At 66.4% G+C, this 22,983-nt stretch carries 24 protein-coding genes and 3 tRNA genes; 16 read left to right on the forward strand and 11 right to left on the reverse strand.

Annotated features, from left to right (window positions below):
- Window positions 1–191 precede the first annotated feature (191 nt).
- The 4 genes from NNX34_RS06325 to pta form a co-directional block, all read right to left on the reverse strand.
- Window positions 192–1,379: a zinc-dependent alcohol dehydrogenase gene (locus tag NNX34_RS06325; RefSeq protein WP_255765624.1), complete on the reverse strand. Its 1,188-nt coding sequence runs from the start codon at window positions 1,377–1,379 to the stop codon at window positions 192–194.
- Window positions 1,380–1,522: 143 nt separating this feature from the next.
- Entirely contained in the window at window positions 1,523–1,996 is a 474-nt protein-coding gene (locus tag NNX34_RS06330) for a hypothetical protein (RefSeq protein ID WP_255765625.1), read from the reverse strand.
- A 119-nt stretch (window positions 1,997–2,115) separates the two neighbouring features.
- Window positions 2,116–3,261: an acetate/propionate family kinase gene (locus tag NNX34_RS06335; RefSeq protein WP_255765626.1), complete on the reverse strand. Its 1,146-nt coding sequence runs from the start codon at window positions 3,259–3,261 to the stop codon at window positions 2,116–2,118.
- Complete coding sequence (pta, locus tag NNX34_RS06340; RefSeq protein ID WP_255765627.1) at window positions 3,262–5,334, reverse strand: phosphate acetyltransferase; 2,073 nt, start codon at window positions 5,332–5,334, stop codon at window positions 3,262–3,264.
- Between the two features lie 243 nt (window positions 5,335–5,577).
- Here pta and NNX34_RS06345 point away from each other — a divergent pair, with 243 nt between their 5' ends.
- The 6 genes from NNX34_RS06345 to NNX34_RS06370 all read left to right on the forward strand — a co-directional run bounded on the left by NNX34_RS06345 (window position 5,578) and on the right by NNX34_RS06370 (window position 12,028).
- Window positions 5,578–7,092, forward strand: a complete 1,515-nt coding sequence (locus tag NNX34_RS06345) for an amino acid permease (RefSeq protein WP_255765628.1) — start codon at window positions 5,578–5,580, stop codon at window positions 7,090–7,092.
- Between the two features lie 102 nt (window positions 7,093–7,194).
- On the forward strand, window positions 7,195–7,539 hold the full coding sequence (locus tag NNX34_RS06350) for a thiamine-binding protein (protein ID WP_255765629.1): 345 nt from the start codon (window positions 7,195–7,197) through the stop codon (window positions 7,537–7,539).
- 41 nt (window positions 7,540–7,580) lie between these two features.
- Entirely contained in the window at window positions 7,581–8,231 is a 651-nt protein-coding gene (locus tag NNX34_RS06355; protein WP_255765630.1) for an O-methyltransferase, read from the forward strand.
- Between the two features lie 46 nt (window positions 8,232–8,277).
- Window positions 8,278–8,790, forward strand: a complete 513-nt coding sequence (locus NNX34_RS06360) for a GNAT family N-acetyltransferase (RefSeq protein ID WP_255765631.1) — start codon at window positions 8,278–8,280, stop codon at window positions 8,788–8,790.
- Window positions 8,790–9,683 carry a spermidine synthase gene (locus NNX34_RS06365; RefSeq protein ID WP_255765632.1) on the forward strand — a complete coding sequence of 298 codons (894 nt, stop codon included), beginning with the start codon at window positions 8,790–8,792 and terminating at the stop codon, window positions 9,681–9,683. The genes NNX34_RS06360 and NNX34_RS06365 overlap by 1 nt, the downstream gene beginning before the upstream one ends.
- Window positions 9,684–9,814: 131 nt before the next feature.
- Window positions 9,815–12,028, forward strand: a complete 2,214-nt coding sequence (locus NNX34_RS06370; RefSeq protein WP_255765633.1) for a catalase — start codon at window positions 9,815–9,817, stop codon at window positions 12,026–12,028.
- Window positions 12,029–12,123: 95 nt separating this feature from the next.
- Here the strand turns inward: NNX34_RS06370 and NNX34_RS06375 are convergent, their stop codons facing one another.
- Window positions 12,124–13,554: an NCS2 family permease gene (locus NNX34_RS06375; RefSeq protein WP_255765634.1), complete on the reverse strand. Its 1,431-nt coding sequence runs from the start codon at window positions 13,552–13,554 to the stop codon at window positions 12,124–12,126.
- 110 nt (window positions 13,555–13,664) lie between these two features.
- Here NNX34_RS06375 and NNX34_RS06380 point away from each other — a divergent pair, with 110 nt between their 5' ends.
- A complete protein-coding gene (locus NNX34_RS06380) occupies window positions 13,665–14,270 on the forward strand; it encodes a copper resistance CopC family protein (protein WP_255765635.1) in 606 nt (201 codons plus the stop codon).
- Window positions 14,271–14,273: 3 nt separating this feature from the next.
- On the opposite strand, the gene NNX34_RS06385 is transcribed toward NNX34_RS06380, so the two are convergent.
- On the reverse strand, window positions 14,274–14,915 hold the full coding sequence (locus NNX34_RS06385) for an FAD-binding protein (protein WP_255765636.1): 642 nt from the start codon (window positions 14,913–14,915) through the stop codon (window positions 14,274–14,276).
- A gap of 170 nt (window positions 14,916–15,085) precedes the next feature.
- Between NNX34_RS06385 and NNX34_RS06390 the strand changes: the two genes are divergently transcribed.
- Entirely contained in the window at window positions 15,086–16,090 is a 1,005-nt protein-coding gene (locus NNX34_RS06390; RefSeq protein WP_255765637.1) for a universal stress protein, read from the forward strand.
- A 14-nt stretch (window positions 16,091–16,104) separates the two neighbouring features.
- Here NNX34_RS06390 and NNX34_RS06395 read toward each other — a convergent pair whose 3' ends face one another.
- The gene (locus tag NNX34_RS06395; protein ID WP_255765638.1) at window positions 16,105–17,034 is read right to left on the reverse strand and encodes a cation diffusion facilitator family transporter; all 930 of its coding nucleotides are present in this window, start codon (window positions 17,032–17,034) and stop codon (window positions 16,105–16,107) included.
- 9 nt (window positions 17,035–17,043) lie between these two features.
- A complete protein-coding gene (locus NNX34_RS06400; protein WP_227920973.1) occupies window positions 17,044–17,403 on the reverse strand; it encodes a metallopeptidase family protein in 360 nt (119 codons plus the stop codon).
- A 145-nt stretch (window positions 17,404–17,548) separates the two neighbouring features.
- On the opposite strand from NNX34_RS06400, the gene NNX34_RS06405 reads away from it, so the two are divergent.
- The 8 genes from NNX34_RS06405 to NNX34_RS06440 all read left to right on the forward strand — a co-directional run bounded on the left by NNX34_RS06405 (window position 17,549) and on the right by NNX34_RS06440 (window position 20,359).
- A tRNA-Glu gene (locus NNX34_RS06405) sits at window positions 17,549–17,621 on the forward strand.
- Window positions 17,622–17,680: 59 nt separating this feature from the next.
- Window positions 17,681–17,754, forward strand: a tRNA-Asp gene (locus tag NNX34_RS06410).
- A 56-nt stretch (window positions 17,755–17,810) separates the two neighbouring features.
- Window positions 17,811–17,886, forward strand: a tRNA-Phe gene (locus NNX34_RS06415).
- 144 nt (window positions 17,887–18,030) lie between these two features.
- Entirely contained in the window at window positions 18,031–18,525 is a 495-nt protein-coding gene (locus NNX34_RS06420; protein ID WP_255765639.1) for an Asp23/Gls24 family envelope stress response protein, read from the forward strand.
- 64 nt (window positions 18,526–18,589) lie between these two features.
- On the forward strand, window positions 18,590–18,781 hold the full coding sequence (locus NNX34_RS06425) for a DUF2273 domain-containing protein (protein ID WP_230025100.1): 192 nt from the start codon (window positions 18,590–18,592) through the stop codon (window positions 18,779–18,781).
- Window positions 18,782–18,792: 11 nt separating this feature from the next.
- The gene (locus NNX34_RS06430) at window positions 18,793–19,167 is read left to right on the forward strand and encodes a hypothetical protein (RefSeq protein WP_255765753.1); all 375 of its coding nucleotides are present in this window, start codon (window positions 18,793–18,795) and stop codon (window positions 19,165–19,167) included.
- On the forward strand, window positions 19,164–19,751 hold the full coding sequence (locus NNX34_RS06435) for a DUF6286 domain-containing protein (protein ID WP_255765640.1): 588 nt from the start codon (window positions 19,164–19,166) through the stop codon (window positions 19,749–19,751). Before NNX34_RS06430 ends, NNX34_RS06435 begins: the two co-directional genes overlap by 4 nt.
- The gene (locus NNX34_RS06440) at window positions 19,748–20,359 is read left to right on the forward strand and encodes a hypothetical protein (RefSeq protein WP_255765641.1); all 612 of its coding nucleotides are present in this window, start codon (window positions 19,748–19,750) and stop codon (window positions 20,357–20,359) included. The genes NNX34_RS06435 and NNX34_RS06440 overlap by 4 nt, the downstream gene beginning before the upstream one ends.
- A gap of 6 nt (window positions 20,360–20,365) precedes the next feature.
- On the opposite strand, the gene NNX34_RS06445 is transcribed toward NNX34_RS06440, so the two are convergent.
- The 3 genes from NNX34_RS06445 to nadE all read right to left on the reverse strand — a co-directional run bounded on the left by NNX34_RS06445 (window position 20,366) and on the right by nadE (window position 22,963).
- A complete protein-coding gene (locus NNX34_RS06445; RefSeq protein WP_255765642.1) occupies window positions 20,366–21,220 on the reverse strand; it encodes a hypothetical protein in 855 nt (284 codons plus the stop codon).
- Between the two features lie 2 nt (window positions 21,221–21,222).
- Window positions 21,223–22,026 (reverse strand): exodeoxyribonuclease III, encoded by an 804-nt coding sequence (locus NNX34_RS06450; RefSeq protein WP_255765643.1) that lies wholly within the window; start codon window positions 22,024–22,026, stop codon window positions 21,223–21,225.
- 115 nt (window positions 22,027–22,141) lie between these two features.
- Window positions 22,142–22,963 carry an ammonia-dependent NAD(+) synthetase gene (gene nadE, locus NNX34_RS06455; RefSeq protein ID WP_255765644.1) on the reverse strand — a complete coding sequence of 274 codons (822 nt, stop codon included), beginning with the start codon at window positions 22,961–22,963 and terminating at the stop codon, window positions 22,142–22,144.
- Window positions 22,964–22,983 lie beyond the last annotated feature (20 nt).

The raw sequence follows: 22,983 nt of genomic DNA on the forward strand, positions 1-22,983 counted from the left end.
GCCACGCTTGTACGCATGCCGAACGGGTGTTCGTTTGAAGAACCTCAATGAGTGTAGGGCCACAGGGGTGTGTGGTGCGAATTACATCCGCGTACCCGTCCCCGGCGGGCTGCCGGGGCGGTTAACCACAGAAAGCCAGGACCCGCGGCCTTGCGGCGGGTCCTGGCTTTCTGCGGCAGAGCCGGTGTCGGTTAGTTCTGGATACCGGGCTGGAAGACAACCTTGATGCAGCCGTCTTCCTTCTTCTGGAACTTCTCGTACAGCTCCGGTGCGTCCTCAAGGCTGGCCTGGTGGGTCACCAGGTTGGTCACGCCCAGCGGATCGGCGGAGTCCTCGACCAGTGGCATCAGGTCATCAACCCAGCGCTTGACGTTGCACTGGCCCATCCGCAGGTTCAGCTGCTTGTCGAACATGTTCATCAGCGGCATCGGGCTGGCCGTGCCGCCGTACACGCCGCTGAGTGAGACCGTTCCGCCGCGTCGCACCGCGTCGAGGGCGCCGTGCAGGGCGGAGAGCCGGTCCGTTCCGGCGGTTTCCATGGCCTTCTGGGCCAGCTTGTCCGGCAGCAGGCCAACAGCAGTCTGGGCGGCCTTGCCGACAGGGGAGCCGTGGGCTTCCATGCCGACGGCGTCCACCACCGAGTCGGGGCCGCGGCCGTCGGTCATTTCGCGCAGCTCGTCGGCAATGTCCTTGTGCAGGTCCAGGACCTCGACGCCGTACTGGCCGGCGAGCTTGCGGCGCTCCTCCACGGGGTCGACGCCGATGACGCGGTAGCCGAGGTGGGTGCCGATACGGGCAGCGAACTGGCCCACCGGTCCCAGGCCGTAGACGGCGAGCGTGCCGCCGTCGGGCACGTTGGCGTACTGGACGCCCTGCCAGGCGGTGGGCAGGATGTCGGAGAGGAACAGGTAGCGGTGGTCCGGCAGTTCCGAGCCGACCTTGATGGGGCCGTAGTCGGCATGCGGCACGCGCAGGTATTCAGCCTGGCCGCCCGGGACGGAACCGTAGAGCTCCGAGAAGCCGAACAGCTGGGCGCCCATTCCCTTTTCCCGTACCTGGGTGACCTCGCACTGGGTCTGCAGGCCCTGGCGGCACATGTAGCAGCTGCCGCAGGAAATCTGGAAGGGGATGACCACGCGGTCGCCCTTCTTCAGGTTGGTGACGGCCGAGCCGACCTCTTCCACGATGCCCATGGACTCGTGGCCGAGGATGTCACCCGGCTTCATGTACGGCATCAGGACGGCGTACAGGTGGAGGTCCGAACCGCAGACGGCGGTGGAAGTGACGCGGATGATGGCGTCGGTCGGTTCCTGGATCACCGGATCCGGAACCACCTCTACGCTGACGGACTCTTTTCCCTGCCATGTAACTGCTTTCACGTGCGAACCTCCTGCTAGTTGCATTCTGAGTGCGTTGAAAGAACTAACTCCATTGTGTCAATTCATAAGCGTACTGACAAAACAGGTGTTTGTTCGGGCAGAATGCTGCCTCCGGGTGGGCGGGAGGGTGCGCGGCGAGCGGGCTAGGGGCGGCGGCCCGGCAGGACACGCCACTGAGGTGCGGTTCCGGCGGGTATCGCGGCGTCCCCGGGTCCGGGCTCACGGGCCCCGGCAAGGACCCGGGTATCCCGGCACAGGATCATTGCCAGTGCAGTGTCGTTATCCAGTGCTTCCCGGCTCCCCGGGAGGAGGCCGCCCGCGGTCGGATGGCCGGGCAGGGCGTCCGGTGGAAGCTGGATATGCACGCGCAGCTGCAGGTTGGCAGGCGCTGAGCGTTCGACGTCGTCCGCGACCCCGGCGAGCACCTCCAAAGCGGCGGCCTCAATCCGGACGGTGCGCGTGAGGTTCACGCAGATGTCGGCGCCCAGGGTGGCGGTGTGCTGGAGGATGTTCAGCAGGGTCTCGCAGCTGGCGCCCGTGAGTTCTCCACGGACTTCAATCGAGGCGGCTGCATTCCGCGTATCTATCTGGACCAGAACACGCAGCGGATTTTCCATGTCTTCTCCACGCCGACAGGTATCCCCGGCCGCTGCTTAACCGGGTCTGCAACCGTACCAACGCGGATGTCCTGCTGTCTGCCGTTCTTCCCCTTTTAGCGGATTTCGGTTGCAAACCGTCAAAAGGTAGCTGCGGATTCCTTGTGGTGTTCGACGACGGCGGCGGTTGCCTCCGCAATGGCCTCCTCTTCGTCGGTGGGCACCACGAGGACGGAAATGGCAGAGTCGGGCGTACTGATCCGCCGGGCCTGCTTGCCGGGTGCCAGATTGGCTTCGGGGTCGAGCCGGATGCCGAGGGGGCCCAGCTGGTCCACCACCAGCCGGCGGAAATGCCAGCCGTTTTCGCCGATCCCGGCAGTGAAGACCACGGCCTGCGCGCCGCCCACGGCCACGTGGTAGGCGCCGATGTACTTGGCCAGCCGGTAGGCGGCCACGGTCAGGGCCAGCCGAGCCTGCTCATTGCCGTTGTCGGCCGCTTCCTCGATCCCGCGCATGTCCGACTCGCCGGCCAGGGCCCGCAGCCCCGATTCCCGGTTGAGCAGGTTGTCCAGGGTGTCGGCGTCGTACCCCTGCCGGGCCAGGAAAACGAGGATCGACGGGTCAACGTCTCCGCTGCGGGTGCCCATCACCAGGCCCTCCAGGGGAGTGAATCCCATGGAGGTGTCGATGCTCCTGCCGTCCTTGATGGCCGCCACCGAGGCGCCGTTGCCCAGATGGGCGATCACGCCGTCGAACTTTGACGGCTCGATGCCCAGGAAGCGTGCAGCCGCCGGTGCGACGTAGGCGTAGCTGGTGCCGTGGAAGCCGTAGCGGCGGATGCCGTGACGCCGGTACAGGCTGTCGGGCAGTGCGTAGCGCCAGGCGTGTTCGGGCAGGGTGCGGTGGAAAGCGGTGTCGAAGACGGCCACCTGCGGCATCTTCGGCCATTTTTCATGGACGGCGCGGATACCCATGGCGCTCGCGGGGTTGTGCAGCGGGGCCAGTGGGCTGAGCCGTTCTATCGAGCGGACAATCTCGTTGTTGACCAATACGGGTTCGCTGAAGCGTTCCCCGCCGTGCACCACCCGATGCCCCACGGCGTCGATTGTGCGTCCGTCCAGCTCGTCGCGGAGCCGGCTGCTGAGTTCTTCCAGCGCGGACGCGTGGTCCGGAACCACGTCGCCGATCCGGTCGATGATCCCCTTGGCCAGCAGTTCCTGGGTATCGGTCTCCCGGACCTGGTACTTCAGCGAAGAGGATCCGGAATTGATGACAAGAACCAGCATTTAATCCTCCTGTGCCTGCACTGCGGTGATGGCCACGGTGTTCACGATGTCCTCGACGGTGCAGCCGCGGCTGAGGTCGTTGACTGGTTTGCGCAGGCCCTGCAGGATCGGGCCCACGGCCACGGCTCCGGCGGACTGCTGCACGGCCTTGTAGGTGTTATTTCCGGTATTCAGGTCGGGGAAGATGAATACCGTGGCCTGTCCCGCCACTGAGGACCCGGGTGCCTTGGAGGCCGCTACGGAGGCATCGACGGCGGCGTCGTACTGGATGGGTCCTTCCACCGGGAGATCCGGGCGGGCCCGGCGGACCAGCTCGGTGGCCTGCCGGACGCGTTCCACCGAGCCGCCCTTTCCGGAGGAGCCGGTGGCGTAGGAGAGCATGGCGACCCGCGGGGTGACACCGAACTGCTCGGCGGTGGCGGCGGAGGCGAGGGCGATGTCCGCCAGCTGCTCGGCGTCCGGGTCCGGATTCACGGCACAGTCGCCGTACACCAGGACGCGGTCCTCCAGCAGCATCAGGAACACCGAGGAGACGATCTTGACTCCCTCCCGGGTCCGGATGAACTCCAGTGCTGGCCGGATGGTGTTGGCGGTGGTGTGGGCCGCGCCGGAGACCATGCCGTCCACCCTGCCCAGCTGCACCATCATGGTGCCGAAATATGCCCCGTGGAGCATACGTTCGTTGGCGTCTTCCAGGGATACGCCCTTGTGCTTGCGCAGAGTGGCGTATTCCCGGGCGAATTCCTCCCGCAGGGCACTGGTGGCCGGGTTGATGAGGTTGATGTTGGACAGGTCAATGCCCTCGCTTGCTGCCAGTTCACGGATCTGGCCCTCCGGACCCAGCACCGTCAGTGCACATACGTCCCGCCGGCTGAGGATCTCTGCGGCCTGCAGCACCCGCAGGTCCAGTCCTTCCGGCAGCACGATCCGCTGCCGGCTGGTGCGGGCCCGCACGATCAGCTCGTTGAGGAACCGCAGCGGTGTGGTGGTGGCAGGGCGGGGGAGCGCCAGGCGTTCCAGCAACTCGGCCTCATCCACATGCCGGGACCAGGTGCCCAGGGCTGCGGCAACCTTCCGCCGGTTGCCGCTGGAGATCTCGCCCCGGACCCTGCTGACCCTGCGCGCAGTGATATAGGTGTCCGTTTCGACTTCGAAGACGGGAAAGGGTGCCGACGCCAGCAGCCCCAGGATGGCCGGTTCCACATCGATGCCGCCGGTGAGGATCATGCCGCTGGCCACGGGAAAGTCCGAGGAGAAGGACGATGCCAGGGTGGCGACCATAACGTCGGCGCGGTCGGCCGGGACAATCACCAGGGTCCCGTCCGAAAGCTGGGGAATGAAGTTCCCCACGGTCATGGCGGCAACCTTGACTGCGGAAACGTCGCGTTCAAGGTTGGCGCTGCCGGCCACTTGGCGGGCCCGCAGTGCCGTCTGCACTTCGGCGATCGACGGCTGGGAGATTTCACTCTGCTCGGGAATGACGTAGACCGGCCGGCCGCTCTGTCCGGGCCGGATGGCGGCGGTGATGGCCTCGACGTCGGATGGCGCTGCCCGGTTGACCATCACGGCCAGCAGGTCGCACTTCGCGTCGGCCAATTGGCGGCGTGCCACGTCGACGGCGTCGGCCGTCTCCGCTGCAGTGGTTTCCTGGGCGTTGACGACGGCGAGCACGACGGTGCCCAGGTCATTCGCCAGCCGGGCATTGAGATCGAACTCCAGGGCGACGTCGTGCCCGGAGAGATCGGTGCCTTCGACAATGACGACGTCGCAGTTTGCGGCGATTTCGCTGTAGACGGCCAGGCAGCGGGCATCAACCTCGCCGCGCTCCCCGGCAACCAGCAATGCACGCAGCTGAGTCCGGGTCAGGCCGCCGCGGCAGGTGGCCGGACCCAGGTTGAAGCGGCGCTGCATCAGCTCCACCATGGGATCCTGTGCCGGGTTGTCGCCCTCGACAATCGGCCTGAAGAAGCCCACCCGGTCTGCGTGCCGGCCGAGCATGTCCGCCAGCCCCAGGCTGATCAGGGACTTGCCGGATCCGGGCGTCATGGCGCTTACATAGATTCCACGGGCCATAGCTGCTTGTCCGTTCGTTGCCGGGATAAAACCTGGGTTAGCCGCCCCTGACAAGCGAGTGGCGTACGTCATATCCATCCTCGCAAAAGGCAGCGGCACTTGCCAGCCAGCGCCCCGGCGCCGGTTCCGCAGCGCAGCTTTTTGGAATCCTTTGTCTCAGCATGTGAGACTAAAATAAGAGCCGCACGGCGCCCGGACTACGATTGATCGGTTAGATTTCCCTCAGATAAGGCGAGGATCCACGTGAGTCTCTTCCGTACAAAACCCATCGAGAGTTCCCTTGCGGATGCCGACGAGCCCGGCCGTCGGCTAAAGCGCTCACTCACCACCTGGGACCTCATGATCATGGGCGTCGCGGTGGCCGTAGGCGCCGGCATCTTCTCGGTAGGCGCCCGGGCTGCGGCGCAGTTCTCCGGCCCGGCAGTAACCCTTTCGTTCGTGCTGGCGGCGATCACCTGCGCGCTCGCCATCATGTGTTACGCGGAGTTCGCCACGGCCATCCCGGTGGCAGGCTCCGCCTACGTGTTCACCTACGCCACGATGGGTGAGCTGGTGGCCTGGATCATCGGCTGGAACCTCATCCTGGAGCTGTTCACCGCAGCGGCAGTGATCGCGAAGTACTGGGGCATCTACCTCAGCGAGGTCTTTGCGCTGATCGGCTGGGACATACCCGCCACGCTGGACCTGGGCGTGCTTTCGCTGACCTGGGGCCCGTTCCTGATCGTCGCAATCTTTACCTTCCTGCTGGTCATGGGTACCAAGCTTTCCGCCCAGGTGAGCAACGTTTTCACCATCATCAAGGTGGGCGTGGTTCTCTTCGTGATCGTCGCCGGTTTCTTCTACATCAAGGCGGAGAACTACACGCCGTTTATTCCGGATCCGGTCGCCACCGCCACTGATGGAAGCTCGGGGGTCCTGCAGCAGTCCCTGTTCTCCTTCCTCACCGGTGCCGCCCCCGCGCAGTACGGATTGTTCGGTGTCTTTGCCGGTGCCGCCATCGTTTTCTTCGCTTTCATCGGATTCGACGTCGTGGCCACCTCTGCCGAAGAGGTCAAGGATCCGGGCAAGACCCTTCCGCGGGGCATCTTCGCCGGCCTGGCCGTGGTCACGCTGCTTTACATCGGCGTCTCCCTGGCCCTGACCGGCATGGTCCCCTACACCGACCTGGCCGCAGCCGAAGACCCCAACCTCGCAACGGCCTTTGCCCTCGTGGGAAACACCGGTGCGGCATCGGTCATCGCCGTCGGATCCCTGATTGGCCTGACCACGGTGATCATGGTGCTGCTGATGGGCCTGGCCCGCGTGGTGCTGGCGATGTCCCGGGACGGCCTGCTGCCCCGCTCGCTCTCCCGGACCAGCGACAAGCACTCCACACCGGCCCGGCTGCAGATCATCCTCGGCGCCCTGGTCGCCGTGGTGGCAGGGTTCACGCGGGTGGACGTACTCGAGGAAATGATCAACATCGGCACGCTCTCCGCGTTCGTGGTGGTCAGCCTGGGCATCCTGGTGCTGCGGAAGAAGCGCCCGGACCTGCGCCCGGCCTTCCGGGTGCCCTTCGGTCCGGTGATCCCCGTCCTTTCCGCGGTGCTGTGCCTGTACCTGATGACCAACCTGGCGGTTGAGACCTGGATCTACTTCGCGGGCTGGCTGGTCATCGGCTTCCTGCTGTACTTCGCCTACGGGCAGCGGCATTCGCGTCTCAACGAGAAGTTCCATGACGTGGCCGCCGCCGGTGCAAGCCGGGACACGGCAGTCTGAGCCCTGCGGGCCGAACGGTCCGCCGGGAAACCTCCAAACCCGCGTAGGCTGCTCCGGCGGCCTGCGCGGGTTTTTTGGTGCCTGCAGTGGCACACTGGGCAGATGCTTGTAGCCTTTTCCGTCGCTCCGTCCGGTACCGGACCGCAGACCCCAGCCGCCGGTCCTTCGGCCTCGGTGCACGACGCCGTGGCCGCCGCCGTTCGAATCGTCCGGGAATCCGGCCTGCCGAATTCCACGGACGCCATGTTCACCACCCTTGAGGGCGAATGGGACGAAGTCATGGATGTCATCCGCCGGGCCACGGAAGCGGTTGGCCAGTACGGCAGCCGGGTGTCGCTGGTGCTCAAGGCGGATATCCGGCCGGGGCACACCGGTGAATTGACCGGCAAGGTGGAACGGCTGGAAAAGGCGCTCGGCGACCTGGACGAGTACAGCGGGCACGCCTAGGCACGCAGCGGCCGGACGCACCGGCGGAACGGGAGCAGGGGATGTCGCAGTGGGAGCAGGTCGAGGAGTACCTCAGCAGCCGCGTGGTGCGGCCGGATGACCAACTGAAGGCCATCGTTGCTGCGACCGGGGCCGCAGGGCTGCCGACAATCGAGGTAACCGCCGCGCAGGGGAAGTTCCTGATGCTGCTGGCCCGCATCTCGGGGGCCCGGCGGATCCTGGAGATCGGCACCCTGGGCGGGTTCAGCACGGCCTGGCTCGCCCGGGCGCTGCCCGACGACGGCGAACTCATCACGTGTGAATACGAACCCCGCCATGCGGAGGTGGCCCGCGCCAATCTGGCTGCGGCCGGGCTTATGGACCGCGTGACCATTCGGGTGGGTGCAGCCCTGGACACCCTGCCGGATCTGGCCGAGGCGGAGCCGTTCGACCTGTTTTTCATTGACGCGGACAAGGTCAACAACCCCGCCTACCTGGAGTGGGCGGTGAAACTGTCCCGGCCGGGGAGCGTGATTGTGCTGGACAACGTGGTTCGCGGCGGCACTGTCCTGGACCCCGGGGGCGACGAAGCGGTGCAGGGCACCCGCGCTGCCGTGGACATCCTGGGCTCGCATCCGCGGCTGGACGCCACGGCCCTCCAGACAGTGGGGAGCAAGGGGTGGGACGGGTTTGCGCTGGCGGTGGTGCTGTGACGCTCCCCGGTCAGGGACGCAGCCGGTGCCGACTTAAGCTGGAGATATGAGCTTTAGTATCCGGCGCGCCCTCCCCGGCGACGCCGAGGACTTCGTGTCCGTCCATCTGCAGTCCTGGCGGGAGAGTTACGCCCATGTACTGGGGGATGAGGTGTTCCGGCGCCGGGAAGCGGACCGCAGCGCCGCCGTCGAACACCGGCGGGCAGCCCTGGCCGAACAGGCAATGGAGCCGGCTATTCGAAACTGGCTGGCCCACTCGGAAGACGGCCGGCTCCTTGGTTTCGCGTCCGCCGGTCCCGCACGGGACAGCGACGCGGACGTTCCGCTGGAACTTTGGTCCATCTACATCCTCGCCGAAGCGTATGGAAAGGGTGTTGGGCAGGCCTTGCTGGAGCAGGCCGTGGACAAGGAACCCGCTTACGTCTGGGTGCTAGAGGACAATGCGCGTGCCCAGGCGTTTTACCGGCGCAACGGCTTCGTGGCAGACGGAACGTCAAAGGAGCTGCCGCAGGTCTGGGCCGGCACCGGCATGGTGGAAATCCGGATGGTGAGGCACTGATGGGGCGCAAGCGCCCCGGCAAGGATCCGGTGGACGCCGTGGCCGGCACCGGCCCGGTGGCCGGCACCTATCCGATCGACACGGGAACGTGCGAGCTGGTTCCGGACTCCTTCAGTTCCGACGGCTGGATCCTGATGGTGAACGGAGTGCACAGTTCGCATATCGACCTTGCCGACCCGCGGCATCTGGACTTCGAATACATGCGCTGGATCGTTGCCCTGGTGGAATCCCGCTGGCGTCCGGACGCCTCGCTGCGTGCCCTGCACCTGGGAGCGGCGGCGTGTTCGCTGGCCCGGTACCTGGCCGCCGTCTATCCCGGTGCCCGGCAGGTTGCCGTGGAACTGGACGGCAGGCTGGCGGAGCTGGTCCGCGGGTGGTTTGACCTGCCCCGGGCACCCCTGCTGCGGCTGCGGGTGGGGGAGGCGCGTGCAGTCACCGAGACCCTGCACGAGGACAGCCGCGACCTGGTGATCCGCGATGTCTTTGCCGGCGCCAAGACACCGGTGCCGCTGACGACGGCGGAATTCACCGCGCACGTGGCCCGGGTGCTCGCTCCCGGCGGCGTCTACGTGGTGAACTGCGGTGACACCCCGGACCTGCGCGGCGCCCGCGCCGAAGCCGCCACCATCTGTGCGGCGTTTGAGTACACCGCGGCGATAGCCGATCCGGCCATGCTGAAGGGCCGTCGTTACGGCAATATCATCCTGGCCGGCAGCGACACCCCGTTTGCGGAGGATCCGTCCCTGCCCCGCACCCTGCTGGGGGGAGCGGTGCCGGCCCACCTGTGGGATGACGCAAAAGTGCGCAGCTTCGCGGCCGGTTCCCGGCCACTGCATGACGATCCTGTCCGGGAAGTGCCCGCGGAACAGCCGGTCCCGGCCCCCCGCCGGTAGCGCCACGGGGAGTACCTGCCGAAGGTGGCCGCCCGGCAGCTCCGTTGACAATCAGCATGCTTACTTCAGTAGGGTGGTGAGAATGACCGTGGCCTTCGGGCGGCGGTTGGACCAACCACGATGGAGGCTACATGTTCAGCAAGAGCACATCCGAACCCGACCTGCCCGTACCGGGCGCCCCGGCGCCGCAGGCCCCGGAACTGGCCGAACCGACGCAGCCGCGCGAACCGCTGCCGCCCAAGCCGGACCAGGATGGACCGGAGACCGTGACTGCCACAGGTGTGGCCACCGGGGCGCCGAAGGCCTCCACCGCGCAGAGCGGACAATTCCTCACAACTGCCCAGGGTGCGCGGTTGCGGGACACCGATCACTCCCTGAAGGCCGGCCCCCGGGGCCCGGTGCTTCTGCAGGACCACCACCTGCGGGAAAAGATCACCCACTTCGACCACGAGCGCATTCCCGAGCGCGTGGTCCACGCCCGCGGCGCTGCCGCCCACGGCGTGTTTACTGCCAACGGCGCGGCCGAAGGAGTCACGCAGGCCGGTTTCCTGGCCAAGGGCGTGGAAACCCCCGTCTTTGTGCGCTTCTCCACCGTGCTCGGCTCCCGCGGATCTGCGGACACGGTCCGGGACACCCGCGGTTTCAGCACCAAGTTCTACACCGCCGAGGGCAACTATGACCTGGTCGGCAACAACATTCCGGTGTTCTTCATCCAGGATGCGATCAAGTTCCCCGACGTGATCCACGCCGGGAAGCCGCACCCGGACCGGGAAATTCCGCAGGCCCAGAGCGCCCACGACACCTTCTGGGACTTCGTCTCGCTGCACACCGAAGCGCAGCATCACACCATGTGGAACATGTCCGACCGCGGCATCCCGCGGTCCTACCGCACCATGGAGGGCTTCGGCGTCCACACCTTCCGCCTGATCAACGCCAAGGGCGAAACCACCCTGGTGAAGTTCCACTGGAAGCCCCGGCAGGGTGTGCACTCCCTGGTCTGGGAAGAAGCGCAGATCATCAACGGCATGGATCCGGACTTCCACCGGCGCGACCTCGCAGATGCGATTGAAGCCGGCGCGTTCCCGCAGTGGGACCTGGGCATCCAGGTCTTCCCCGACACCGAAGACGAAATGTTCGAGGGCATCGACCTGCTGGACCCGACGAAGCTCGTCCCCGAGGAACTGGCTCCCGTCCAGGTCATCGGCACCATGACGCTTAACGCGAACCCCACGAATTACTTCGCGGAAACCGAACAGGTGGCCTTCCACCCCGGACACCTGGTGCCGGGCATCGACGTCACCAATGACCCGCTGCTGCAGGGCCGGTTGTTCTCCTACATCGATACCCAGCTGACCCGGCTGGGTGGCCCGAACTTCAGCCAGATTCCCATCAACCGCCCGCATGCACCCGTCAACGACATGCTCCGGGACGGGTTCCACCAGAGTGCGGACCATTCCGGCGTGGCGCCGTATAAGCCCAACTCCCTCGACGGCGGCTGCCCGTTCATGGCCGGAGCAGACATGGGTGCCTTCATCGACGTTCCTGTCGAGGTGCCCGCGGCCCGCAAGGTGCGCGAGAATCCGGCGACATTTGATGACCACTACAGCCAGGCGCGGATGTTCTTCCGTTCCCTGACGCCGGTGGAGCAGGACCATGTGGTTCAGGCCTACACGTTTGAACTGGGCAAGTGCTATGAGGAGAACATCCGGCTGCGCCAGCTCCAGTCGCTTGCGAATATCGACAAGCGCCTTGCCGAGGACGTGGCTGCCGGCCTGGGCCTGGCGGCCCCGGCTCCCGCCCTCGCCGTTGCCGACACAGCCCCCAGCCCGGCCCTCAGCCAGCTCGGCGGCTCCTGGCCGGTAGCGGGCCGGGTGGTCGGTGTTGTCGCCGATGAAACATCCGACCTGGCCTCGGTTTCCGAGGTCCTGGCAGCTGTCCATGCAGAGGGCATGGTCCCGCTGGTCATTGCACCGCACGGCGGCAAGCTGGGCGCTGAAATCACTGTCCAGCGGACCTACCTGACGGCCCGTTCCACCGAATTCGATGCCGTGGTTGTTGCGGCCTCGGGTGCCGCGGCACCGGATGCGGTGGACAGCTTGGATGCCAAGGCGGGCAATCCCGGCGGGCACCCCTCCCTTGACCCGAGGGTCACCCTGCTCCTGACGGAAGCCTTCCGCCATGCCAAGGCCATCGGGGCCTGGGGGGACGGCGCTTCGGTCCTTGCGGCCGCCGGCATCCCCGCTGAAACACCCGGCGTTGTTGTAGGCGGAGCCGCCGAGGTTGCCTCCGGCGTTACCGCGCTCCTGGCGAACCACCGGGTGTGGGAGCGTTTTCCTGCTGCATAGCTGATGCGGTTGCCGGTGCCGAAACCGGTTAAGACACGAAGGGATCCGCGGCCGCGGATCCCTTCGTGTTTGGCAGTACCGGGTGGAATCGCTCCCTAGATCCCCGCCAGCTCCCTGATGGGGCCGATGCCGAAGAACAGGGCGAATGCCGCTGCCACCACGTACATCAGGGGGTGGACCTCTCGGCCCCGGCCCTGGAAGACGCGGATGACGGTGAAGGAGATGAACCCGGCACCCAGGCCGTCAGCAATTGAGTACGTGAACGGCATCAGCGTGAAGGTGAGGAAGGACGGCAGGGCCAACCCGATGTCGCTCCAGTCGATCTTGCCCACCTGGGAGACCATCAGGTAGCCCACGACCACCAGGGCAGGGGCCACGGCTTCGAACGGCACCAGGTAGATCAGCGGAGTCAGGAACATGGCCACGATGAACAGCAGGCCGGTCACCACGGAGGCGAGCCCGGTGCGCGCACCTTCACCGATGCCGGCGCCGGACTCCACGAAAATCTGGTTGGAGGAAACACCGGCACCGCCGCCGGCCACCGCACCTGCGGCATCCACCAGGAGGACGCGCTCCACGCGCGGGATGTTGCCGTCCTTGTCGATGCTGCCGGCCTCGGTGGCGAGGCCCACCATGGTGCCCATCGCGTCGAAGAAGATGCTGAGCAGGATCACGAAGACCAGCAGCGAGGCGGCAACTCCGCCCAGGGTCTGGAAGGGCCCTACGAGGCTGACATCGCCGATCAGGGAGAGATCCGGAGCAGCCCACTGCGGCATGCTCGGGGTCACCAGCGACCAGCCGGTAGCCACTCCGGCACCCTGGCTGCCCGGTTCGGCCAACCATTCGACAATGACGGCGAAAGCGGTCGAGGCGACGATGCCGATGAGGATTGCGCCCCGGACCTTGCGGGACATCAGCACAATGGTCAGCAGCAGGCCGAACACGAACACCAGCGTGGGCCACCCCAGCAACTGGCCGCCGTTGCCCAGGGCCAGCGGAACAGTAGTGCCGGCCTCATCCGGATTGCGCCGGACAAAGCCCGCGTTGACCAGGCCGACCAGCGCTACGAACAGGCCGATGCCGACCACGATCGCGGTTTTCAGGCTGGGCGGAACTGCCCGGAAAACGGCGGTACGGAATCCGGTGAGCACCAGGATCACCATCGCCAGGCCCGCGATGACTACCAGGCCCATCACATCCGGCCAGGTCAATCCGTCATTGGAGGCAACAGTCACGGCTACGAAGGCGTTGACGCCCAATCCCGTGGCGATCGCGAACGGGTGCTTGGCCCAGATGCCCATAATCAGGGTCAGGATGCCTGCCACCAGGGCAGTGCCCGCGGCAATTGCAGGGCCGGGCATGGTGTTGCCCATCGAGTCCTCGCCGCCGAGAATCAGCGGGTTAAGGACCACGATGTAGCTCATGGCGAAAAACGTGGCCAAGCCGCCGCGTATTTCGGCTGATACGGAGGAACCGCGTTTGGTGATTTCGAAGTAACGGTCCAGCTTTGAACCTTGTTTGAGCATGACGCGTCCTCTGAACTGACCAGTGGTGGGGATGGTGAGGGAATCCAGCATTTAGATCTTATCGCGGGCACGCGGCAGTGCCGCGAAGAACTGGCGGTTAGGCTGAAACGGTGACGAACCTTGTGCGCAATTACCTTTCCAAGTCCGGTTTCGCCGCTGTGGCTGCTGCCTTCCTGCTGGCCCTCTGCGCGGGGCTGCTTCTCTCCGCCCCGCCTGCTGCTGCCCACGATGAACTCACGGGCAGCACTCCGGGCAACGGTGCAGTGGTGGACACGGCTCCGGAGTCCGTGGAGCTGACCTTCTCAAACGTTCCGGCGGCCATCGGCTCCGAGGTGCGGGTTTTGGATGAGGAAGGAACGGACTGGGCCCAGGGCCAGGTGCGGATCCTGGACAACACCGCCACCCAGCCGCTCCGCCCCGGAGCGCCCGCCGGAAGCTACACGGTTCAGTGGCGCGTGGTGTCCTCGGATGCCCACCCGATCGAGGGGACATTCGGGTTTACGGTGGCGGGCAGTGGCGGCACCGGAACCGCCACCGGCACCGCCGCTCCGTCTACTGCTGCGCCCCTGCCGCCCGCAGCGACCCAAAGCCCGGTGCTGAACCAGTCCGCCGATGCCGGATCCCCGTGGTCGGTGGTCGTACCGGCAGCGGTGGTGCTTCTCGCCGTGGCAGTGCTGATTGCCCTGGTTGTGCGCCGGCGGCTGCGCGAGGACTAACGCTCACCCCTGGGCAGGGCCTTGCGGGGCAGGTGACCCTGCGTCCGCAATGGCCTCGCCGGCCGCCTTGGCTTGGCGCATGAGCCCGCGGAGGGACGGCAGCAGGTTCTCGCCCACGCCGACGAGGTACACGCCGATTCCCCGCAACGCCTCCACTGCTTCCGGTCCGGCGGTCACGCCCAGCGCCCGGGCCAGCTTCCGCAGATCCGATCTGGAGCAACTGGTGAGCACCACGTAGTCGGCCAGGAGCAGGTTGCTGCCGGTGCGGATGGCCCATTTGCCGGGGGCAGCCGCCGGCGAGGGAAGCAGGCCGGCGGAAGCAGCCAAGGTCATTTCCTGCGCTGCGGAATCCTCCCGGACGTCCAGCCGGTGGCTGGCAGCATAGGCGTGCAGCACGCGCAGCAGTTCCAACCGTTCCGGGAAGACCTCCGGCTCTGACGCTGCCTCCCTGATGGTGGCAGCAGCCGGCGCCGGTCCGTGGACCACTATCGAGTCCACCCCCTGCCGGCATAGTTCGGTGGCCACTGCCAACCCGCTGAGTCCGCAGCCGATCACCACGGCCTCGGTTAGCTCCGTTGCCGTTTCCTCGTGCGCTGTTTCCTTCTGCCCAGCGGAACCGGTTTGCGCGTTCGGGAAAGAATCCACGCAGTCGTTCCTTCCGACGGTTTTGGAACCTCCCCACAGGCTGCGGTCCTGAGGCGGAACCATATAGGCACTTGCCCGGCTGCGGTAGCGTAGCCCGCTGCCCGGCGCGGTACGCTACTGCCAAGGACAGCCGGAGGATGACGCCGGTTGGGGACCAGAGGGAGCGGCATATGACTGATTCGACCTGGGGTGCAGGGGCCGGTGCCGACGGGCCTGCGGGCATCGTCGTCGGTGTGGATGGATCCGACCAAAGTATCTGCGCATTGTTCTGGGCTGCCCGGGAGGCGCGGCGGCGGGAGTGTCCGCTGCACGTCGTGACGGCGTACACCGTGCCCATTTTCGCCGCTTCCTCCATGGACGCCGGCTACACCACTGTTGATGACGCAATGATCCGCGACGGCGCCCGGCAGGTGCTGGACGAGGCCGTGGAGCGGATCAGCCACTACGGGGTGGAAGTGATCCCGCGGGTGGAGACCGGAGATGCGGCCGCCGTCCTGCTGGAGCTCTCCGAAGACGCGGACCTCATGGTGGTGGGATCACGCGGCCGCGGCGGTTTTGTCGGGCGCCTGCTGGGTTCGGTCTCCAGCGCCCTCCCGGCACACGCGAAGTGCCCCACGGTCGTGGTGCCGCTGCGGACCGCCGGGCGGCTTCCCGACTCGGGAGTGCGGCCGCCGGCCAACTCGCCGGATCCGGACGCCGTGCACCGCGCCGTCGTCGTCGGCGTGGACGGTTCGGAACAGGGCCGTGCCGCATCACTGGTTGCGGCCGAACAGGCGCAGAGCATGGGGCTGCCCCTGCGTATTCTGTGCGCGTTGCCGCCGTTCACCGGCTCGCTGGCCTGGGTGCCTGCCCCGCTGGACATCGAGGCGCTGCATGCGGAGCTGCATGAACAGCTCGACGCCGGCCGGGACTGGCTGCAGAGCCACTTCCCCGGACTGGAAATGACCGTTGAGCTGGTGGACGGGGCCCCGGGCGAGATCCTGATTGAACGCACCGCAAAGGTCGAGCTCCTGGTGTTGGGCACCCGCGGCCGCGGCGGCTTTGCCGGCATGCTGATGGGGTCCACCAGCCAGAGCGTGCTGCACCATGCAAAGGGGCCGCTGATGGTGGTGCCGGACCATGACGATCCCCGGCTGCTGGATCGGCCGAACTTCGGCCCCATGATCGCCGAGTAACCGGCCGCACGCGGTCAGGCGTGCTGCTGGCCTTCGTGCACGGCGTGGCTGGCCGGCTCCAGCTGGAAGGTGCAGTGCTCGGTGTCGAAGTGGCTGCTCAGGCATCTGGTCAGCCGGTCCAGGATGGTGTCCAGGCCGTCCGGAGTGAGGTGTTCCTCCTCCAGCACCACGTGTGCGGAGAACACCGGAACCCCGGAGGTGATGGTCCAGATGTGGATGTCGTGCGCGTCCGACACCCCGTCCACCGACACAATGTGGTCGCGGATCATGCCCACGTCCACGCCCTGCGGGGTGGCTTCCAGGAGCACGTCGATCACTTCCCGCAGCAGCGACCAGGCCCGCGGGGCAATCATCAGGGCAATCAGGATGGAGGCCCAGGTATCCGCCTGCTGATAGCCGGTGGTCATGATGACGACGGCGGACACCACCACGGCGGCCGAGCCCAGCAGGTCCCCCAGCACCTCCAGGTAGGCGCCGCGCACATTCAGGGATTCCTTGCGGCCGGCGTGCAGCACCAGCAGGGAAATGAGGTTCGCCAGGCCGCCCACGACGGCGAAGGGCAGCATCAGCCCGGTGTCGACGTCGGTCTCGCTGCCGAGGCGGCGGACCGCCTCGACGAAGATCACTACGGCAATCACAATCAGCAGCACGGCATTGGCCAGGGCGGCCAGTACTTCGGCCCGCTGGTAGCCGTAGGTCCGCCGCGATGTGGCCGGGCGGGCGGCAATCCATGCCGCGAACAACGCAATGGAAACCCCGGCCGCGTCGGAGAGCATGTGGCCGGCGTCGGCAAGCAGGGCCAGGGATCCGGAAAGCAGGGCACCGGCAACCTGGATCAGGACCACCGAGATGGTGATGAGGAAAACGATCAGGAGGCGCCGCCGGTGCTTTCCGGTAGCGGTGACTGTGCCCAGCCCGTGGCTGTGCCCGTGATGTTCACTCATGGTTAAAGGCTAGCCCCAGCCCAGTTCGTGCAGCCGTTCGTCGTTGATGCCGAAGTGATGGGCCACCTCGTGGATGACCGTGATGCGGACCTCGTCCACCACTTCCTCCCGGCTGTCGCACATCCGCAGCAAGGGTCCGCGGAACACCACAATCCGGTCCGGCAGGGAACCCGCATCCCACCAGGAATCCCGCTCGGTCAGCGGGGTCCCTTCATAGACCCCCAGCAGTTCCGTGTCCGGATCTTCGTGCGGACCCGGCTCATACTCGTCCTCGATGAAGACCGCCACGTTGTTCATGGCGCGGGACAGGTCCGCCGGAATGGAGTCGAGGGCTGCTTCCACACAGGCGTCGAACTCGTCCGGGTTCATCTCGATTGGCACCCCTCCACTGTAGTGGCGCAGGCCTCACCGGAAGCGTTTTGGATATTCCGGAAATAAGCCCTATAGTTTTAGAGTCCACAACGGAGCGAAACGACTGGTTCACCAGCCGCTTCATTCCATGTGTGTTCTGTTGGCCCCCATCGTCTAGCGGCCTAGGACACCGCCCTTTCACGGCGGCGGCACGGGTTCGAATCCCGTTGGGGGTACTCAGGAGTGGTAAATGAGCCGGTGAGAATCTGGTAGAGTTTACACTCGTGAAATGCAAGGCCCTGTAGCGCAGCTGGTTAGCGCGCCGCCCTGTCACGGCGGAGGTCGCGGGTTCAAGTCCCGTCAGGGTCGCTCAGATTTTCTGAAGCGATTTGGAAGATCTCGGTGATCATCGGTTGATGATGCCAGGCTCTGTAGCTCAGTTGGTAGAGCGTTCGACTGAAAATCGAAAGGTCACCGGATCGACGCCGGTCGGAGCCACCAGCTAAAACCCCGTAGCTGTCTCGCAGGAGACAGGACGGGGTTTTTCTTTTTGCCCCGCGGAGGCGGCCCTCCGGCCCCCCGGCGCGGATCAGCGGCTGCTGCTGCGCCCTGCAAAACGTCCCGCTCCCGGGATACGCTGATCCCATGGATGAGCCCCGGAACACATCAGCGAACGCTCCCGTCACTGCGGCACCAACCGCCCCCGCACCGGCAGGCCCGGCGCACGCCGTAACGGGCACCGGCGATGCCGCCGTGATCGGCGGCCGGAACTCCATCAGCGAGCAGGCGGTGGCCAAGGTTGCCGCAATTGCCGCCCGGGCGGTTCCCGGCGTCTTCACCCTCGGCAACAGTTCGGGGCGGGCGCTCGGTGCGGTGCGCGACGCCGTCGGCGGCTCAAACGCCACCTCCGGTGTGCACGTGGAGGTCGGCGAACGCGAAGTCGCCGTCGATATCAGTTTGACCGCCGTCTACGGCAATGCCCTGACGGTAGTTGCGAACAATGTCCGTGCCGCGGTCTACGGTGCCGTGGAAAAACTCGTGGGCCTTCGCGTGGTGGAGGTTAACGTGGAAATTTCGGACGTGCAGCTTCCCACCGAGCCAACCGGTTCCGCACAGGTCGGCGGCGCGAAAGCGGTATAGGCTTCAAAGCACGTTCCTCGCAGGACGCACCGGGTTATGTGGAGCAGGTATTAAGGCAGGGGAAATGAAACCAACAGTCGTGGGAATGGCAATCGGGGCCGTACTGGCTTTCGCCGCACTGATATTCGATTTTTGGGGCTTTCTGCTGACCGCCCTGTTCATTGCAGTCGGAGCGCTGCTGGGCCGCGCTGCGGAAGGAAAGATCGACTTCCGCAGCGTTTCCGATGCGCTGACCGGCCGCCGCTCCTCTTCGTGAGCGCCGCCGGGATGACCGCGCCGCCGGCGATGGAGACCGGGTCGGTGCTGGCCGGGCATAACCGGATCAGCACCCAGGCGCTGACCAGCACCGCCAAGGCGGCCGCGGCCGAATACTTCGGCGTGCCGGCACAGCAGGTGCGCGTGCAGTGGACCGATGACCGCGGGCTGCTCGCGCTCTCGGTATCCCTGCCCATTGCGCTGCCGCCGCTGCAGGTCCTCACGCCCGCCATGCTGCAGCGCGCCGGCGGGACGGTCTGGGAGCGGGCGCACGCCGCCAAACCTGTTTTGCTCCGACGGGTGGCTGACCTTACCGGGTCCCGGCTTTCCCGGGTCGACATCCGCATCACCGGCGCGCTGCCGGTGGAAGGAAGGCGGGTGCAGTGAAGCAGGCGGACCTGGACGTAACCAACAGAATCCTTCGACGGGAAACCCATTCGGCCCGCACCGCCGCGTCGTCCTTTGCGGCCGTCCTTGGCATTCTCTTTTTCGCGTATGTGCTGCTGGAATCCGTGCTCCAGGCGCTGGGCCAGGAGGCGTGGCTGATCGATCCGCCTACCTTCGGGCGGTGGCTGGCGGATCTTCCCGCGGGTACGGACCCGGTGATCCTCGGATTATCCGGTGCACTGATTTTCCTTGCCGGCCTGCTGTTCTTCCTGCCGGCCGTGCTGCCCGGACGCCGCGCCCGCTATGCGCTGCCCAACCCGCGTGCCGCCGTCGTTGTGGACGGCGAAGTCCTGGCCGCATCGCTGGCCCGGTGCGCCCGGATGCGTGCTGACGTCACGCCACAGCAGGTGCTCGTAACGGTGGGAAGGACACTGGTGGAGGTGCAGATCCGCCCGACGTCGGGCACTCCCGTGGATGCCGAGGCGGTGCGGGGCGCAGTGGAGGACGAGTTGCTGCTGACCAAGCTGGACCCGCAGCCGGCGGTCCGCGTACGGGTTGCCGAAACCGGGGTGATTGGACAGTGAACGCCACACCTCGCGCGCTGAACCGTTTCCTGCTTGGGCTTCTTGGGTTCGTGCTGATGTGCATCGGCGGAGGGCTGGTGCTTATTTCCGTCTGGCCTGCCGCGGCGCAGGTCTGGCACAGGTTTGCAGCCGACGCCGGACAGGCCATCGACTCAGCGCTCTCCGCCACGGCACTGCCCGGGGGCGGCGGCAGCTGGATCTGGGTCGCACTTGCCGTGCTTAGCTTCCTGGGCATCGTGCTCATGGCGGTGTGGATGGCCGGCCAGGGTGGCGGCCGGACGGGAACACTTGTCTCCGAGTACGACGACGACGGCGCCCCCGGCCGGGTCGCGATCAGCGGAACCGTGGCCGAGCAGGCCCTGCGCACCGCCCTGCAGGACAACCCCGATGTTGCCGCCTCCGCCGTCAGCACGTACTCCGTGAAGGGGCGCAGCGCCCTGCGGGTGCGGATTACCCCGCGGCAGGGGGCCGCTCCGCACCTGATTGCCGCCGACGCCACCGCGCTGGTGGAAACCCTGGACACCGTCCTCGGACACCAGACCCCGGTGCTGCTGAGCCTGGAGGCCGGCCGCCGGCTGCGCTTCGGCCGGGAGGACCGGGTCCGCTAGGACTGCCTAGGAGGCCCGGGCCAACTGCCGGATGGGGATCCACCGCGACGCCAGCCGGCGGTACGCGGCGGCAGCGCCGGTCATATCGCCGTCGGCCAGGGACTCGATCCCCAGCCGCACATCGGAGGGGGAGTCGTCCGGGAAGACGAGGTCCGCCACCGGGCCGTAGTCCAGCTCCAGCACGGCGTCCGGATCAAAGACTTCCAGCCAGGCTGTCAGTTCGGCCAGCTCGTCCAGCAGGTCAAGTTCCGGAGCGGCTATGGCCAAGGCTGCCGAGGCTGCACGCGCCCGGTCAATGCACTGCAGCACCGGCGCGGAGAGCCGGACGGTCTGGACATGCCCGTCATCCTCCACCACCTCGGTGTGGTCCTCCTCGTGCAGCAGGACAAACCAGCCGAAGGGCACGCCCCAGGTGGCGGAGCGGGTGTGGAGCTTCGCCAGCGAGTCGGCAAAGGAATCCGGATCCAGCCGCGCCGCGTGGGCCTCGCGGGCCACTTCAGGGACCAGCACGTCCACCAGGGGGCCGCGGATGGACTCGCCCAGGGACTCCGCCGCCAGGGAAGTGCGCACGGCCAGCTGGTTGGGGCAGTACAACCGGTTGGTGACCCCTTCCTGCGCCGGATAATGCAGCACCCGGACCAGGTCCGTGGCGTTGTGGGGGAAGGGGTCCGAGACCACCCGGACCAGCCGGCGGACGGCGTCGGTGCGTTCCAGGACCTCGGTTTCGTGGCGTCCGCGGGCGCGCTGCTCCATGATTGCCAGCTGCTGGCTGTCATCAAAGGCGTCCAGCGGTTCGTAGACGCGGAGGTAGGAGACAAACGGGAAGGTGCGGTACAGCGACTGCTGCGGATGCCGCGCCACGGCTAGTCCAGTTCCACAATCACGGGTGCGTGGTCCGAAGCGCCCTTGCCCTTGCGTTCTTCCCGGTCGATCACGGCACCGGTCACGCGCTTGGCCAGGGCCGGGGAGCCCAGGACGAAATCGATGCGCATACCCTGGCGCTTGGGGAACCGCAGCTGGGTGTAGTCCCAGTAGGTGTAGACGCCGGGGCCGGGATGGAAGGGCCGGACGACGTCGGTGAACCCGGCGTCAAGGAACTCGTTGAAGGCCTGCCGCTCGGGTTCGGTGACGTGCGTGGCATTCTGGGCGCGGAACCAGTCGATGTCCCAGACATCGTCATCTTCCGGGGCAATGTTCCAGTCACCCATCAGGGCCAGTTCCAGGGACGGATCCTTGGTGATCCACTCCGCCGCGTGGTCCTTGAGCGTCTTGAGCCATTGCAGCTTGTAGGGCATGTGCGGATCATCCACGGCCCGGCCGTTGGGTACGTACAGGCTCCACACCCGCACGCCGCCGCAGGTGGCACCTATGGCGCGGGCCTCGGCCACGGTGGTTTCTTCGGTCTTGCCGAACATCGGCTGGTCCGGGAAGGTGCGTTCGACGTCGTCGAGCCCCACGCGGGACGCGATGGCCACACCGTTCCACTGGCTCAGCCCGAAGTGCGCCACCTCGTAACCGTTCTTTTCGAACAGCTCCCAGGGGAAGTTGTCGTCCTTCGCCTTGGTTTCCTGAATGGCAAGGACGTCGACGTCGGAGCGCTGCAGCCAGGCCTCAATGCGGTCGGCTCGGGCGCGGATGGAGTTCACGTTCCAGGTAGCTATCTTCACACTGCTACGTTACCGAATCCCGTCCGGCTCCACACTGCGCCCCGCGCCACACGGGGTAAGCGGGCGGTATGGACGGACCGCCCGCTTAGAAGGGTGCACGCCACGGAAGTTGACGCTATTTCCACCAGGTGTCGGAAACGGTGACCGGTACGGTGCGTTTGTGCCGGGTCATCACAAAGCGTGCCTCGATCTTTTCGGCGTCTTCGGCAGGCGTGTCCCCGCCTTCCAGATAGCCGTCGATGGTGTCGTAGCTCAGGCCCAATTCGGTTTCGTCGGTCTGGCCGGGCTTGTCATCCAGCAGATCCGCGGTGGGCGCCTTGGCGATGAGCGTTTCCGGGGCGCCCAGCTCGGCCAGCAGGGCCCGGTTCTGGCGCTTGTCCAGGCCGGAAAGGGGCAGGAGATCCGCGCCGCCGTCGCCGAACTTCGTGAAGAAACCCGTGACGGACTCGGCGGCGTGGTCGGTGCCGATCACCAGCAGGTTGTGCTGGCCGGCCACTGCGTACTGCGCGGTCATGCGTACCCGTGCCTTGATGTTGCCCTTGTTGAAGTCGGTGATTTTCTCGCCGGTCATCTTCACGTATTCGTCTTCGAAGCCGTCCACTGCCGGTCCCACGTTGTAGACCAGGGACTTGGACGGCGCGATGAACCCGAGCGCTGCCTGGGCGTCCGCTTCGTCATGCTGGACCCGATAGGGCAGTCGGAGGGCAATGAACTCCGCGTCGGTGCCCTCGGCTTTCAGCTCGTCCACGGCCAGCTGGGCAAGCTTGCCCGCAAGCGTGGAATCCACGCCGCCGCTGATGCCCAGGACGTACCCCTTGGAGTGTGAGGCGTGCAGATAGTCCTTGAGGAAGTCCACCCGGCGGCGGATTTCCGCGGCCGCATCAATGGTGGGCTGAACTCCCAGTTCGGCAATGATTTCCGCTTGTAGTTTCCGCATGGATCACAGCCTATATCCGA

The sequence above is a fragment of the Arthrobacter sp. zg-Y1116 genome (genome assembly GCF_024385485.1).
Lineage (GTDB): Bacteria > Actinomycetota > Actinomycetes > Actinomycetales > Micrococcaceae > Arthrobacter_B.

Coding starts and splice junctions, on each gene's coding strand:
- NNX34_RS06330 (WP_255765625.1), bottom strand. CDS start 1,996: ATGGAAAATCCGCTGCGTGTTCTGGTCCAGATAGATACGCGGAATGCA.
- NNX34_RS06335 (WP_255765626.1), bottom strand. CDS start 3,261: ATGCTGGTTCTTGTCATCAATTCCGGATCCTCTTCGCTGAAGTACCAG.
- pta (WP_255765627.1), bottom strand. CDS start 5,334: ATGGCCCGTGGAATCTATGTAAGCGCCATGACGCCCGGATCCGGCAAG.
- NNX34_RS06350 (WP_255765629.1), top strand. CDS start 7,195: ATGCTTGTAGCCTTTTCCGTCGCTCCGTCCGGTACCGGACCGCAGACC.
- NNX34_RS06355 (WP_255765630.1), top strand. CDS start 7,581: ATGTCGCAGTGGGAGCAGGTCGAGGAGTACCTCAGCAGCCGCGTGGTG.
- NNX34_RS06360 (WP_255765631.1), top strand. CDS start 8,278: ATGAGCTTTAGTATCCGGCGCGCCCTCCCCGGCGACGCCGAGGACTTC.
- NNX34_RS06365 (WP_255765632.1), top strand. CDS start 8,790: ATGGGGCGCAAGCGCCCCGGCAAGGATCCGGTGGACGCCGTGGCCGGC.
- NNX34_RS06370 (WP_255765633.1), top strand. CDS start 9,815: ATGTTCAGCAAGAGCACATCCGAACCCGACCTGCCCGTACCGGGCGCC.
- NNX34_RS06375 (WP_255765634.1), bottom strand. CDS start 13,554: ATGCTCAAACAAGGTTCAAAGCTGGACCGTTACTTCGAAATCACCAAA.
- NNX34_RS06390 (WP_255765637.1), top strand. CDS start 15,086: ATGACTGATTCGACCTGGGGTGCAGGGGCCGGTGCCGACGGGCCTGCG.
- NNX34_RS06395 (WP_255765638.1), bottom strand. CDS start 17,034: ATGAGTGAACATCACGGGCACAGCCACGGGCTGGGCACAGTCACCGCT.
- NNX34_RS06400 (WP_227920973.1), bottom strand. CDS start 17,403: ATGAACCCGGACGAGTTCGACGCCTGTGTGGAAGCAGCCCTCGACTCC.
- NNX34_RS06420 (WP_255765639.1), top strand. CDS start 18,031: ATGGATGAGCCCCGGAACACATCAGCGAACGCTCCCGTCACTGCGGCA.
- NNX34_RS06425 (WP_230025100.1), top strand. CDS start 18,590: ATGAAACCAACAGTCGTGGGAATGGCAATCGGGGCCGTACTGGCTTTC.
- NNX34_RS06430 (WP_255765753.1), top strand. CDS start 18,793: ATGACCGCGCCGCCGGCGATGGAGACCGGGTCGGTGCTGGCCGGGCAT.
- nadE (WP_255765644.1), bottom strand. CDS start 22,963: ATGCGGAAACTACAAGCGGAAATCATTGCCGAACTGGGAGTTCAGCCC.